Source organism: Nocardiopsis mangrovi (genome assembly GCF_042653925.1).
GTDB lineage: Bacteria > Actinomycetota > Actinomycetes > Streptosporangiales > Streptosporangiaceae > Nocardiopsis_B > Nocardiopsis_B mangrovi.
This window is the reverse complement of sequence record NZ_JBHSFQ010000010.1, coordinates 157,526-170,605: the sequence shown is the minus strand read 5'-3', so window position 1 is coordinate 170,605 and position 13,080 is coordinate 157,526. Positions and strand designations below refer to the sequence as shown.

The window sequence follows — 13,080 nt, the reverse complement described above, 5'->3', positions numbered from 1 at the left end:
GCCGATGAGATTCAGCTGCTCGTCGCCGGTCAGCGTGGCGGGGTCCACGGTGAGCACCCAGTCCGCCATCAACCCCCCGGCCAGCGGAGGCTCGGCTTCGGGGGTCACCTCCCGAGGGAGGTCGGCGACAAGAGGAGTACTCATAGCCCTGATTTTATCGAACTCCAGTTCTATATACAAGGAGTTGTGATGTGATTTCTTCAGGTGACTTCCGCCGCTCGGGGTGCCCGGATGAGCCATCCGCTCGGTCCGACGCGGGCACGCCGACTCCCGGACCTGGCACCCGCGCGACCGCCCGGAGCACCAGGGACCACATCGCACGGGAACACGCGACCGCCGCCCGGGCCCCTGCTCGCCGTCGCTGCCCGCTCTAACCCGAACACGCGCCCACGGAAAGCGTCCGCGCGGTCCTTCCCTCCCCCCACCCGCCGTCGCTGCCCACCTGAAGCCCGGCCCCCACGGCCGCCGCGGAATCCGCGCCGAGCCGAGATCGTCTCCGCCCCGCCCATCCCCCGGAAGCCCAAAGCCATCCGGCCCCCACCAGCCGTGTGCTGGTGGGGGCCGGAACGGTGAATGGGGCAGTGATGTTCGCGTCACCCGGTGCGCGGTGGCAGCCGGATCACCGCCGCCGTATCCGCGTCACTATCGGAACCGGGACCACCGGCATTCGGAGCGTCGGAAGCCGTCGAAGGCACCACCCCGGAGCCCTGTGCGCGGTTGAGCTTGCGCCACGCTGATATCCACGGGCGGAGGGTCTGATCACTGCCCCCACAGCCGACCACAAACGCCATCACCTGATCGTATGCAGGCAGCCCTTCCACCTTCAGAACACGACACAGGTAAGACGCGCTGCGTTCGCTGCGTTGCGCCATTGCCCGAAACGAGGGTTTTCCAGCCCATTCATGCAGTTCACGCAACGCAGCCATGAAGTCATCCGGCGTGCGCGCTCGCAGAGGATCAGGAGAAGTATCGACACCTTCAGCATCCGCGACAACCTCGGGAGAACGCATACGTGTACGGGTGGCACCCCCACCCGCCACGGGCTTGGGTTCAGCAACAACCCGAGAATCGATGGTATTGCTCTGGGGGGCGTCGACCACAACCCTGTCCATCTGCCCAGGAGAATCCCTGTGTACCTGCCATCTGGACTCCTCAAGCCGCTCACCTTGGTCAGCGAGCGATGCACGACGGCGGTGATCAAGATCCTTATACCTACTAAGGACATCGGAGAGTTCGGTCTCCGCCTTCCAGCGTTCCCACAACGCCTTCTGGTAACGATCTTCCGCAGCAGACAACTCGACCACAACATCGGCCAAGTCGATCGCAAATCGGGGGGAAACCTCGGCGCCAGGTTCCAGGAATTCACGCCTCTGATTCAACAAAGCGATTTGCGTGCGCTCATGCACGAGTACGGCGCGTGCGTCATAAACGGCATCCCGTGCCCGCCGAACCCTGGAAGCGTCAAGAGTCACTGAGCTCACCACGGCTCTCGCCACCCCGATCCGGAACGATACGGCGCGCCGTCGCAGAGGCGGCGAGGCCGACGGAACCGACTCCGGCCATCACGGCGTAGACGTTCTGCCCCATCCACACCAGCACACATACCAGCAAAGCGATGATCAATAGTACGACGATTCGGCCGACCACAAGGCCGGCCGTTCGGTCGACATGCATGTACGCATCCTTTGACAAAACTGACGGTTCGGGCGGAGATTCCACCGGGCGAGGAGAGCGAATGTGCTGGCACCGCTCCAACACCCGCCACACACAGTACCGCAACAGCGACGAAACGGCGTCTAGGCACAGGATCCGCCAACTTTCGCACACTTCAGCCAACCCCCCAGGCACAGGTTCGCCATTATCACATCGACCACACCAGCGCAAATCCCACCCAAACCCAAGCGACTTCATGCGTGCATGATTGTGCACCACTGTTCGTGGCCGTGCAGGATCGTTCTATTCCGTGCTTTGTCGCGTATTTTCTTGGGTATTTGATAAATGGGGGCCGATCCGAAGTTACGATTCTTTTCGGATCGATAGCTAGGACCGGTCGCCAAACGCGGCGTTCCGGGACGTGTTCCCGACTTCTGACCCTGGTTCGGGCGGAGTTTCGGGAAGGCCGGAAAGCGGTCAGCCCTGTGCTGGGGTGCTCGACCACATGCCCCATAAGGGGATTCCGGCTCGCTTGTGGGTGCCGTGGCCGCTGCGTGAGTGGCGGTGCACGGCGCCCACAGCACTACCCCCTGCCCGTTGCCCTCTGTAGTCGACGCTGGCGCTCATATCGCGAACGACCGGATCCGCGTGATCCGTGTGCCGCTGCGCCGAACCCTGTTCGGTTACCGTGGTGGCACGTGCCTCTTCCTCCCGTGGAGCGTGGGCGGCGGTAGAGGCGGAGATGAACAGAGGGGTGTCCAATGCAGCGGGAACTCTTCGGCATCGAGCACAAGCTGTTCCGCGAGGCGGTGGCCGGGTTTCTCGATCGGGAGGTGGTGTCGTTCCACGGGGAGTGGGAGAAGGACGGGATCGTCCCCCGCGACGTGTGGGCCAAGGCCGGCGAGGCCGGGATCCTCGGGCTGGGCGTTCCCGACGAGTTCGGGGGATCCGGTACCGATGACTTCCGCTTCAACGCCGTCGTCACCGAGGAGGTCTGCCGCGTGCAGGCGAGCGGCCTCGGGTTCGCGCTGCAGAACGACGTCGTGGCCCCCTACCTCGTCGGATTGGGCACCGACGAGCAGAAGCGGCGCTGGCTGCCGGGCTTCGCCGCGGGCACGCTGATCACCGCCATCGCCATGACCGAGCCGGGCGCCGGCAGCGACCTCCAGGGCATCCGGACCACGGCGGTGCGCGACGGCGACCACTACGTGCTCAACGGCCAGAAGACCTTCATCACCAACGGCATCAACGCCGACCTCGTGATCGTCGCCGCCCGCACCGACCCCGATGCGGGCGCGCACGGGATCTCGCTGATCGCCGTGGAGCGCGACACCCCGGGGTTCGAACGCGGCCGCAACCTCGACAAGGTCGGGCTCAAGGCACAGGACACCGCGGAGCTGTACTTCGCCGACGCGCGCGTTCCGGCGGCCAACCTCATCGGGGAACCCGACCGCGGATTCGCGCACCTGATGGACAACCTCCCGCAGGAGCGGCTGTCCATCGCGGTCTCGGCGGTCGCGGCGGCGGAGCTGATGATCGCCCAGACGGTCGAGTACTGCAAGAACCGCACCGCGTTCGGCCGCCCCATCGGCTCGTTCCAGAACACCCGGTTCGTCCTCGCCGAACTCGCGACCGAGGCCGACATCGCCCGGACCTACGTGGACCGGGCGATCGTGCTGCTCAACCGCGGGGAGCTGGCCGCCGACGACGCCGCCAAGGCCAAGTGGTGGACCAGCGAGCTGTGCAACAAGGTGATGGACCGGTGCCTACAGCTCCACGGCGGGTACGGATACATGATGGAATACCCCGTGGCGAAGGCGTGGCAGGACGCGCGGATCCAGTCGATCTTCGGTGGCACCACCGAGATCATGAAGGAGATCGTCGGCCGCTCGCTGGGCCTTTAGCCACACCCCCCGACGGGCACGGCGAAAGGGTCACACCATATGAGCGGCGCGTGGGACGGGCTGATCGTCCTCGGCCTGCTGGTCCTCCTCCTGGTGCTGGGTGTGCGCAGGCTGCGCCCACGCGTGCACATCCCCTGGACGACCGGCGGCATCGTGGTCTTCTTCATCTTCATCGTGCTCATGCTGTGGGCGTGGTCCAACCGCTGACCGACCAAAGGCCGCCCCGCGACCCGCCCGCCCCACAACTCGCGGCTCGCGCCCCGCGAGCCGCGCCACGACCCACGAACGACCGCACGGCGTCGGCGCGTCACCGCCGCCTCCTGACCGCGGGTAGGGTGAGATCTCCGGGAGGGACCCGGCGCCGCGGACCGTTCGCCCGCCTGTGCTCGCCTCGGCCCGCCGCTGCTCGCTCCAGACCGCCCCAGGTCGCTCCAGAGCGCTTCACTCGCTCTTGAGCGGCACCTCGAACCACACGGCCTTGCCGTCGGGTGTGGGGCGCGACCCCCAGCGTGTGGCGAGCTGGTCGACGAGGTAGAGCCCGCGTCCGCCTTCGTCGTCGGCCCCCGCACTCCGGATACGCGGCAGACGCAAATCGTTGTCGTAGACCTCGACCCAGGCCGAGGACGCTCCGCGCCGGAGCCGCAGCAGGAACTCCGAACGCGACGGCCCGCCGGTGTCGTCGGCGACCTCGTCGAGCAGGTCGGACCAGTCCTCGTCGAACTCGTCGAACTCCTTGGAGCCGCCGGACTCCGCGGCGGCCTCGAAGGCGTCGCCGGAGTCCTTCACACCGTCGGGCGTGAACTCGCGGCGCACCGGGTGCGGGGTGGCGTGGATGACGACGTTGGTGACGATCTCCGACACCAGCAGGCAGGCGAGCTCCGCCTGGTCGCGGTCCATCCCCCAGTCCTTGAAGGTGCTGGCCGCCAGGTGCCGGGCCTCGCCCACGGTGGGGGCCTCGGCGACGAACCAGCCCTCCTCCATGGCGAGTTCGCCCGGGTGGGCGCGGACCACGAGGAGCGCGGTGTCGTCGTCGATCTCGCCGGGCACGGCGGTGACGGCGGACTGCGCGATCTGCTCCACGTCCTTGTCGGCGACCTCGCGGATCCGGCCGTAGAGCTGCGCCATGGACCGCTCGATGTCGATGGCGCCGCCCAGGGGCCGCCGGTCGACCAGGCCGTCGGTGTAGAGCAGCAGGGTGGCGCCGGGCGGCAGGGTGAGGTCGGCCTGGTGGTAGATGGCGTCGTCGTAGGGGACGCCCTTGAGCTTGACCCCGAGCAGGGTGTCGGAGACCTCCAGCGCGAGCTCCTCGACGTCGCCGTCGCTGATCAGCAGCGGGGCCTGGTGCCCGGCGTTGGCGTAGGACAGCTCGCGCGACCACGCGTCGTAGACCATGTAGAGGCAGCTGACGCTGGGCACCCAGGTTCCGCCCTCGCCGTCGGGCCGGCCGAGCTGGCGCACCCATTCGTCGAGTTCGCGGAGGATGTCGGCGGGCTCGCGGTCGGCCTGGGCGAAGGCGCGGAGCGCCGCGCGGAGCTGGCCCATGACGGCGGCGGCGTGCGGGCCGCGGCCCTCGACGTCGCCGATCACGATGCCCACCCGGCCCGCCGAGAGCGGGATGACGTCGTAGAAGTCGCCGCCCACCTGGGTCTGGATGCCGTGGCCGTGCGTTTCGAGCGGCTTCGCCGGCACGTAGCGGTGCGCGATGGACAGGCCGTCGAAGGGCGGGAAGGAGCTGGGCAGCAGGCTGTTCTGGAACGCGAGCGCGGTGCTGCGCTCCTCCTCGAACAGCCGGGCGTTGTCGATGGCCAGGGCGACGCGCGAGGCGATCGCGCCGACGAGGTCGCGGTCGAACCCGCTGTAGTGGACCTTCTCGCGCGGGGACAGCCGGGACAGGGCGAGGGTGATCACGCCCAGCAGCTCGCCGCGGGCCCGCAGGGGCGCCGCGATGGCGGAGGTCAGCCCCACCTGCTCGGCCACGCGCGCCGACCCCTCGCTGGGGGCGTTGACGGCGTGCGCGTAGTCGCTGACGAGCACGGTCTCGACGCGGCGCATGGCGGTGTAGACGAAGTGCCGGTCGGGGTAGCGGACGTCGTCGCCGACGTCGAACCAGGTGCCGGGGGGCGGGCTCCAGCCCTCGGAGTGCACCGAGACCCGGCGCACCAGCCGGTCGTGGTCGAAGAGGTCGATGAAGCAGTGGTCGGCGAACTGCGGGACCAGGATCTCGGCGACGGCCTTCATCGTGGAGTCGAACTCCAGCGACCCGGCGAGCCGGCTGCCGACCCGTTCGAGGAGGCCGTACTGCTCCTCGACGCGCCCGCTGCGCATGGCCTCGTTGGCGAAGAGCACGATGCCGTCGACCTCGCCGGAGGCGTCCTTCAGCGGGACCGCCTGGGCACGCACGTGGACCCACGAGGAGTCGCCGCGCACGACCGCGAAGGAGCCTTCCCAGGTTCCGCCGCGCAGCACCCGGCGGGCCAGCTGTGAGGCGTGCTCCTGGTCGGATTCGTGGATGCCGAGGTCGAGCAGCGACATGCCGATGTGGTCGCGGTCGTCGGCGAACCCGAACAGGTCGCGCGCGAAGGCGTTCCAGTAGCGGAGGTGGCTGAACCGGTCGGCCACGACAACGGCGATCTGCGCCTGTGCGACGACATCGGCCCCGGTAAGGGCGTCATCGTCGAAGAAGGCTTCCCCCCACCGCTTCATACAGCCGCCACCTTGCCGTCATGGATCACGGTCATGACGACGACCCGCGCGATCCAATTCGCCCCCGCACGGCGCCGCCGCCTATACCGGCCGACGCGCACCATGCAGTGAGCATAGCTTGACCCGGAGTGTATCCGCAGAGTAAAGCGATTTTGTGATGACACCGTGCAGGCCGTCGCCGCCGCGCATCCAGGTCAAGGCTTGGCAACGAAAATGTGGCTCGCGATCTGCCGTGACAGTTCGCTCGGCTCGACATCCTTGCCGCTACCACCAATCACCTGGACGCCGTCGTCGCTCGCGAGGAGCGTCACTTCCTGCTCAGGTTGTACCCCTGCCCGCTTCAACGCGAGCATCACATCGACGTCGCTTTGCAGTTGCTCACTGATCCGGCGGACGGTCACCCTGGTCTCGGCCCCGTTGGCGACGTCGACCATCGGAACGATGGAGTCGTCGGTGAAGGGCTCGGGGGCGTAGTCGGAGAGCCCCAGCTCCTCAAGGCCGGGGATGGGGTTGCCGTGGGGGCAGACCGACGGCGCGTTGAGCAGCCGCACCAGGCGCTCCTCGACGGCCTCGGAGATCACGTGCTCCCAGCGGCACGCCTCGACGTGGACGTCCTCCCAGGGCAGGCCGATCACGTCGACCAGGAGGCGTTCGGCGAGGCGGTGCTTGCGCATGACGTGCGTGGCGAGCCTGCGGCCCTCGGCGGTCATGACGAGATGGCGGTCGTTCTCCACGCGCAGGAGCCCGTCGCGCTCCATGCGGGCGACCGTCTGGCTGACCGTGGGTCCGCTCTGCTGCAGGCGTTCGGCGATGCGCGCCCGGAGCGGTACGATGCCCTCTTCCTCCAGCTCGAAGATCGTGCGGAGGTACATCTCCGTGGTGTCGATAAGCCCGTGTGCGGTCAAGGCTCCCCCTCCCCTCAAGGGCCCGTTGAGAGTGACAACGGCAGGACTCTCAACACGGGCCGACGGCGCTGGATTCCCCGCCGGCGGCCCGGTCGCTCGGACGGGTCCACCGGCTGCGCCCCGGCCGCGGGAGCGGCCACCGATGTCTTTCATCATACAGCGGCAAGCGACAACCCACTTACGCGCAATGTGCAGTGCGCCACACTCGGGCGACGATCCGAAATCCCCTGCGCCCGGGGTCTTTCACGGCGCCAGGCGGTCGATCCGCCACGGTCCGTCCCTGGGGTCGCCCGCGACCAGCAGATACTGGAATCGATCGTGCATTCGATCGCCCCTGCCCTGCCAGAATTCCACCTCCACCGGCCGCAGCCGAAACCCGCCCCAGTAGTCGGGGCGGGGGATCTCCTCCCCCTCGGGCCACATGTCGGCGAACCGCGCCCACCGCGTGTCGAGCTCCTCGCGGTCGGCCACGCGCGACGACTGGTGCTCGCTGGCCCACGCGCCGATGCGTGATCCGCGCGGCCGGGAGCGGAAGTAGGCGTCGTTCTCGGCGTCGCTGAGACGTTCGACACCGCCCGAGACGAGCACCTGGCGCTGGATCGCGTGCCACGGGAAGACCACCGACGCGCGCGGATTCTCCGTCAGCGCGCGCCCCTTGCGGGACCGGTAGTTGGTGAAGAACCGCAGGCCGGAGCGGTCGTACCCTTTGAGGAGGACGGTCCGGCCGCGCGGCGTGCCGTTCGGCTCCACCGTGGCCAGCACCATGGCGTTGGGTTCGGCCAGACCCGCTGTGTTCGCCTGTGTGAACCAAATGTGAAACTGCTCCATGGGGTGCGCCGACAGGTCCGACCGGGACAGGGGCGTACCGTCGTACGGTTCCCGCAGTTCAGCAGGGTCACAATGGTTCACAGTGGTGCATCCTCACACGACCTGTGGGGTCGGCGCCACCGAACCGCACCACACCATCCGTGTGCGGCGCCCGGCGCGCCGCAGATACATCCCCGAACGGTTCACCGGAGGCACCCTTCTCCCTGGACCGAGAAGACGGAGGAAGCCGGAATGTCGGACTTCAAACCCGGCCTCGAAGGGGTCGTGGCGTTCGAGACGGAGATCGCCGAACCCGACAAGGAGGGCGGCGCCCTCCGCTACCGCGGCGTCGACATCGAAAGCCTCGTCGGGCGCGTGACCTTCGGGCGCGTCTGGGGGCTCCTGGTCGACAACGCCTTCGACCCCGGGCTCCCCTTCGCGGAGCCCGTCGCGCAGCCGGTCAGGACCGGCGACGTCCGCGTCGATGTGCAGAGCACGCTGGCGACCCTGGCACCGCTCTGGGGCTTCAAGCCGTTGCTCGACATCGACGACGAGGAGGCCCGCGACAACGTCGCGCGCGCCGCGTCCGCCGCCCTGTCCGTGATCGCCCGGTCCGCCCGGGGCGCCGCCCCCGAGGTCCCGCACGAGCGGGTCGCGGAGGGCGCGAGCATCGTCGAGCGCTTCATGATCCAGCTCCGCGGCGAGCCCGACCCCAGACACGTGAAGGCCGTCGACGCCTACTGGACGTCGGCCGCCGAGCACGGCATGAACGCCTCGACGTTCACCGCCCGCGTCATCGCCTCCACCGGCGCCGACGTCGCCGCCGCCCTCTCGGGGGCCGTCGGCGCGATGTCGGGCCCGCTGCACGGCGGCGCCCCGGCGCGCGTGCTGCACATGCTCGACGAGACCGAGCGCATCGGCGACGCCCGCACCTATGTCAGCCAGGCGCTGGACAAGGGCGAGCGGCTGATGGGCTTCGGCCACCGCGTGTACCGCGCCGAGGACCCGCGCGCCCGCGTGCTGCGGCGGACGGCCAAGGAGCTCGACGCGCCCCGCTACGAGGTCGCGGCGGCCCTGGAGACCGCCGCTCTGGAGGAGCTGCACTCCCGCAAGCCCGACCGGGTGCTGGCGACCAACGTCGAGTACTGGGCCGCGGTCGTGCTGGACTTCGCCGAGATCCCCGCCTCGCTGTTCACCTCGATGTTCACCAGCGCGCGCACCGCCGGCTGGTCGGCGCACATCCTGGAGCAGAAGCGCACCGGCCGCCTGGTCCGGCCCAGCGCCCGCTACACCGGCCCCGCCGAGCGCGAGCTCGGCGAGATCCCCGGCGCCGACGCCGCCCTGTCCCAGGGCGTGTGACCCGCCCGCCACCCCGCATGACGCGAAAGGTCCCGTGATCTGCTGATCACGGGACCCGAGCCGACCCGAGCGAACCCGAGCGGGCCCGGGCCGACCCCGGCGGACCCCCGGCATCCGCGGTCCGGCCCGCGGCCTCAGGGACGGCAGTGCTGATCACGGGACCCGGGCGAACCCGGGCCGACCCCGGCGGACCCCCGGCATCCGCGGTCCGGCCCGCGGCCTCAGGGACGGCAGTGCTGATCACGGGACCCGAGCGGGCCCGGGCCGACCCCGGCGGACCCCCGGCATCCGCGGTCCGGCCCGCGGCCTCAGGGACGGCAGTTGGGTCCGGAGCCCTCCTGCTCGGGGGTGATGCTGCCGCAGGTGGCGACGACCACCACCTCGTGGCCGGGAGCGACGTCGCGTACCCGGCCCTCCTGTCCGTCGGGCGGGCCCGCGACGGCGAGCTGGATGAGCTTGTCATCGAACCAGTGGCCGGAGCCGTCACCGCCCGCGCCGCCGAACCGCAGCAGCCCGCTCACGCCGACCTCGCCCTCCATGTCCCGGATGGCCATCGTCAGGGCGGGCACGGAGCCGTCGCCCCAGTCGGCGTTGCCGCCGAACCGGTCACGCTGCACCGCGAGGATCGCCTCGGTGACGACCGTGAACGTGTCGCCGGCAATGGCCGCGTGCGCCGCCGAGGGCCGGTCGTCCTCCCCAGCGGACTCCCCCAGGTTCAGGACGTCGCGTTCGAACTCTTCGAGTTCGCCGTAGAAGCCGCGTTCGGGCAGGTCCCCGTTCAGCTCCCAGGCGCCGCTCGCGGCCAGCGGGGTGTAGAAGACCTGCCTGCGCAGCGCGGCGGCGTTGTCGGCGACATATTTGGAGACGTCGTCACCGCCCAGGACCGCGACGCCCGCCGAGCAGTCGCGCGTCCGGTCGAGCTGGTCCTGGAAGACGTCGAAGTCGTCGGATCGCCCGGCGTAGTAGATCAGGTCCGGCGGGTCCGCGCAGACCTCGTCCAGGGCCGCGCTGAGTTCGGTCGGCCGGCCACCGCGGTAGGTGTGCACTTCGGCCGCGCTCTCGCCATCGGCGGCCGGGCCGGCCAGGTCGGCGAACCCGGCCGCGAACGCCTCCGCCAGATTCCGGCCGTAGCTGTCCCCCTCCGCGGTGTCGGCGATCGCCACGACGCGGCGCGCCGGTTCGAGGCGCCACACATCGGGAGCCGCCGGATCCGAATCCGGGTCGGTGCGCTCGGCTCCGTGATACGCCCAATAGGCGGCCTGCTGGGCGATGCGGGTGTTGGACGGCGCGATCGGGAAGAAGAACTGGCTGAACCTGCGCTCCCCCGTCTCGTCCGCCAACAGGGCGATGTCGTCGTAGGTGGCGGTGCCGGCCACCATCGGGATTCCGGCGCGGGTGAAGGCCCCGATGACCGTGGTGTTGCCGCGCACGCTGTGCCCGAACCCGACCGCGGCGACGGGCTGGTCCTCGCTCGCGACCAGGTCGGCGGCGACCTTCTTGCCGAGGGCGCCGCCCTGCGCCCAGCGCGACCCGGCGTTGGCCAGCAGCAGCCGGACCGGCGGGGCTCCTTCGCCGTAGCCGTGGGCTTCGTTGTATTGGCGCTGGCGCATCGCCAGGCCCGCGAGCTCGCCGTGCATACCGGCCAGCCGGTCCTCCTCGTTCCTCCCCGCCGACAGCGAGCCGACGAACATGACGGTGACGTACCGCTCGGACTCCTTCTCCACCCGCGCGTTCTCGTCGGCGATCGCCCTCTGGACCGCCGCCAGCCGCCCGTTGAACGGATACGAGCCGTCCGTCCAGCCGTAACAGGCTCCGTCCGCGGTATAGATCCCGTCGGGGACGCTCAGCTCGCCGGGTTGCACGCACGCGTCGAAGCTGTGCGCGATGGGCGGACCGAGCAGCGCGGTGAGGACGGTGAGTGCGGTGCCGGCCGCGGACCCGCCGGCCAGCCAGCCGGCCGCGAGCGCCGGGGTCTCCCAGACGACCTGCCGGATCGGGCGCCCGGGCGGGCGCATGCGCCCCCATTTCGGATCGTGGCGCGGGACGTCGCAGGTGAGTACGCGTTTGACGCCCAGTACCCCCGTGGCGACGCGTTCCCGCCGCCACGCGCGCACGAGCTGCGACACAGCGGGCCGGGGGTCGGCCACCGCCTCGCGCGCGGCGCGCTCGGCGACGTCGTTCCACGGCGCGAGGTCCCGGGTCCCGCGCTCCCCCGCGCCCACCCGGACGATGAGCAGCGGGTCGGGCAGCCGGCGCCGCATGCGCTCGGCCTCGATCAGCCGGATGATGTGCCGGTCGACGGTGTCGATCCGCCGCCCGGCGGCGATCAGCACCGGCCGCCGGGTACGCCTGCGGCGCGGCAGCCACCGGTGGCCCCACCGGGTGCTGCCGTAGGCGGCGTCCAGATCGTCCAAGAGGGCGTTCACGGCGATGCGCTGGACGGCGGGGGCGTCCTCGGCCGACGCCGCCGGGGCGCTCCGGCCCGCCGCATAGCCGTTGACGACGCGGATGCCCACGGTGCGATGGGACAACGCGATGGTTTCGTCGCCCGCCCCTTTCGCCATCTGCCGGTAGTCGCTCAGCCAGGTGTAGGGCCACCACGGCACGACCAGCGCCGCGAGCAGGGAGATGTTGCCGACGGCGAGGACCGCCACGACCGCCTGGGTGGCGAGGTCGTTGGCCGCGGTGATCGCGCTGACGGCGAACGAGGGCAGGCCGACGGTGAGCAGCGCCGCCACGATGAAGGAGACGGGGGTCAGGAACTTCTCGTCGAGGAACGAGAACAGCTTGAGCCCGGCGATGAACTGCACGAACCGGGTCCAGTTCCGGAGGATGCGGGTGCGGAACTCCAGGATCCGGCGCTTCAGGGGCGAATCCGCGCCGGATGCGCCGCCGGAGGGGTCGTCGTCCGGCCCGTCCGGCGCATCGGTGCGCGCCAGGCCGAGCGCCTCCATCAGGAAGATCTCGGTCCTCCTGTCCTCGGGCAGGAGCCGGCCCGCGTCGGTCCGGTCGATCGCCTCTTCCTGCACCATGCGGCGGCGGATCTCCTCGACGTCGACGCCGTCGATCAGGCGGACCAGCGACCAGAGCCGGCGCAGCCGCTTGGGCCTGGGGTCGCGCTCCCACCAACGGAGTGCCGCGGCCGAACCGTCCGTGAAGGAGTCGGCCATCTCCGACAGCCGCCTGACCACGTCGCGGGTCGTGGCGGTCGGCACCCGGTCGCTGGCCCGGCGGGGCTGAGCCGCCGCCCGTTTCGCGGAGCCGGCGCCGAGGACCCAGCGCGGGTGCTCCCCGCAGGCGCTCTTGAGCAGGTCCACGACCACGAGGTCGTCATCGGGGTCGACGAGTGCGAGGTCGAGCACGGGAGGCGGGTCGGTGGTGTCTCCGCGCTCGCGGCCGGCGGGCGACCAGTGCCGCCGACGGCGGCCCGCCAGGGACTGCGCCTTGCGCTCCTCGCGGATCTGAGCCCGGGTCGGGCGCACGCGCAGTTCGGTGAAGAGGCGGAGGAAGTCCGGAGCGCTGCTCCAAGGGGGCGCCGGTCTGCGTCCGGGCGCGTCCGTCACTGTGGAATCGGTCAAACGACCCTCGCTGGGTGACGGGACTGCCGCGGGGGACGGGGGCGCGGCGATCCTGGGGTGGCGGGCTCCTTCCGGCCCTTGGGGGTGCGCTGGGTCACGCGTTCGTCCCCACAGTATGCAGCTCGTTCACCGATCCGTGTGGCTTTGCGGTGAGTTTCCCCTTCCGTGACT

General features: G+C 70.2%; 9 protein-coding genes. 3 read left to right on the top strand and 6 right to left on the bottom strand.

Annotated features, from left to right (window positions below):
* Nucleotides 1-593: 593 nt before the first annotated feature.
* Together ACFO4E_RS13185 and ACFO4E_RS13180 are read right to left on the bottom strand one after the other, a co-directional pair.
* Complete coding sequence (locus ACFO4E_RS13185; RefSeq protein WP_378574307.1) at nucleotides 594-1,472, bottom strand: hypothetical protein; 879 nt, start codon at nucleotides 1,470-1,472, stop codon at nucleotides 594-596.
* A complete protein-coding gene (locus ACFO4E_RS13180) occupies nucleotides 1,462-1,674 on the bottom strand; it encodes a hypothetical protein (RefSeq protein WP_378574305.1) in 213 nt (70 codons plus the stop codon). Before ACFO4E_RS13180 ends, ACFO4E_RS13185 begins: the two co-directional genes overlap by 11 nt.
* A gap of 740 nt (nucleotides 1,675-2,414) precedes the next feature.
* On the opposite strand from ACFO4E_RS13180, the gene ACFO4E_RS13175 reads away from it, so the two are divergent.
* Together ACFO4E_RS13175 and ACFO4E_RS13170 are read left to right on the top strand one after the other, a co-directional pair.
* Nucleotides 2,415-3,557: an acyl-CoA dehydrogenase family protein gene (locus tag ACFO4E_RS13175; protein ID WP_378574303.1), complete on the top strand. Its 1,143-nt coding sequence runs from the start codon at nucleotides 2,415-2,417 to the stop codon at nucleotides 3,555-3,557.
* A 39-nt stretch (nucleotides 3,558-3,596) separates the two neighbouring features.
* Nucleotides 3,597-3,764 (top strand): hypothetical protein, encoded by a 168-nt coding sequence (locus tag ACFO4E_RS13170; RefSeq protein ID WP_169805219.1) that lies wholly within the window; start codon nucleotides 3,597-3,599, stop codon nucleotides 3,762-3,764.
* 234 nt (nucleotides 3,765-3,998) lie between these two features.
* On the opposite strand, the gene ACFO4E_RS13165 is transcribed toward ACFO4E_RS13170, so the two are convergent.
* From ACFO4E_RS13165 to pdxH, 3 genes are all read right to left on the bottom strand, one after another.
* A complete protein-coding gene (locus tag ACFO4E_RS13165) occupies nucleotides 3,999-6,260 on the bottom strand; it encodes an ATP-binding SpoIIE family protein phosphatase (RefSeq protein ID WP_378574301.1) in 2,262 nt (753 codons plus the stop codon).
* Between the two features lie 194 nt (nucleotides 6,261-6,454).
* Nucleotides 6,455-7,165 carry a metal-dependent transcriptional regulator gene (locus tag ACFO4E_RS13160; protein ID WP_378574300.1) on the bottom strand — a complete coding sequence of 237 codons (711 nt, stop codon included), beginning with the start codon at nucleotides 7,163-7,165 and terminating at the stop codon, nucleotides 6,455-6,457.
* 243 nt (nucleotides 7,166-7,408) lie between these two features.
* Entirely contained in the window at nucleotides 7,409-8,074 is a 666-nt protein-coding gene (gene pdxH / locus ACFO4E_RS13155; protein WP_378574298.1) for a pyridoxamine 5'-phosphate oxidase, read from the bottom strand.
* A gap of 150 nt (nucleotides 8,075-8,224) precedes the next feature.
* Between pdxH and ACFO4E_RS13150 the strand changes: the two genes are divergently transcribed.
* Nucleotides 8,225-9,331: a citrate synthase 2 gene (locus ACFO4E_RS13150; RefSeq protein WP_378574297.1), complete on the top strand. Its 1,107-nt coding sequence runs from the start codon at nucleotides 8,225-8,227 to the stop codon at nucleotides 9,329-9,331.
* Between the two features lie 308 nt (nucleotides 9,332-9,639).
* Here ACFO4E_RS13150 and ACFO4E_RS13145 read toward each other — a convergent pair whose 3' ends face one another.
* The gene (locus ACFO4E_RS13145; RefSeq protein ID WP_378574295.1) at nucleotides 9,640-12,909 is read right to left on the bottom strand and encodes a hypothetical protein; all 3,270 of its coding nucleotides are present in this window, start codon (nucleotides 12,907-12,909) and stop codon (nucleotides 9,640-9,642) included.
* Nucleotides 12,910-13,080 lie beyond the last annotated feature (171 nt).

Excerpts from the sequence above, each read along its gene's own strand:
- ACFO4E_RS13180 (WP_378574305.1), bottom strand. The coding sequence starts at position 1,674 with ATGCATGTCGACCGAACGGCCGGCCTTGTGGTCGGCCGAATCGTCGTA.
- ACFO4E_RS13175 (WP_378574303.1), top strand. The coding sequence starts at position 2,415 with ATGCAGCGGGAACTCTTCGGCATCGAGCACAAGCTGTTCCGCGAGGCG.
- ACFO4E_RS13170 (WP_169805219.1), top strand. The coding sequence starts at position 3,597 with ATGAGCGGCGCGTGGGACGGGCTGATCGTCCTCGGCCTGCTGGTCCTC.
- ACFO4E_RS13165 (WP_378574301.1), bottom strand. The coding sequence starts at position 6,260 with ATGAAGCGGTGGGGGGAAGCCTTCTTCGACGATGACGCCCTTACCGGG.
- ACFO4E_RS13150 (WP_378574297.1), top strand. The coding sequence starts at position 8,225 with ATGTCGGACTTCAAACCCGGCCTCGAAGGGGTCGTGGCGTTCGAGACG.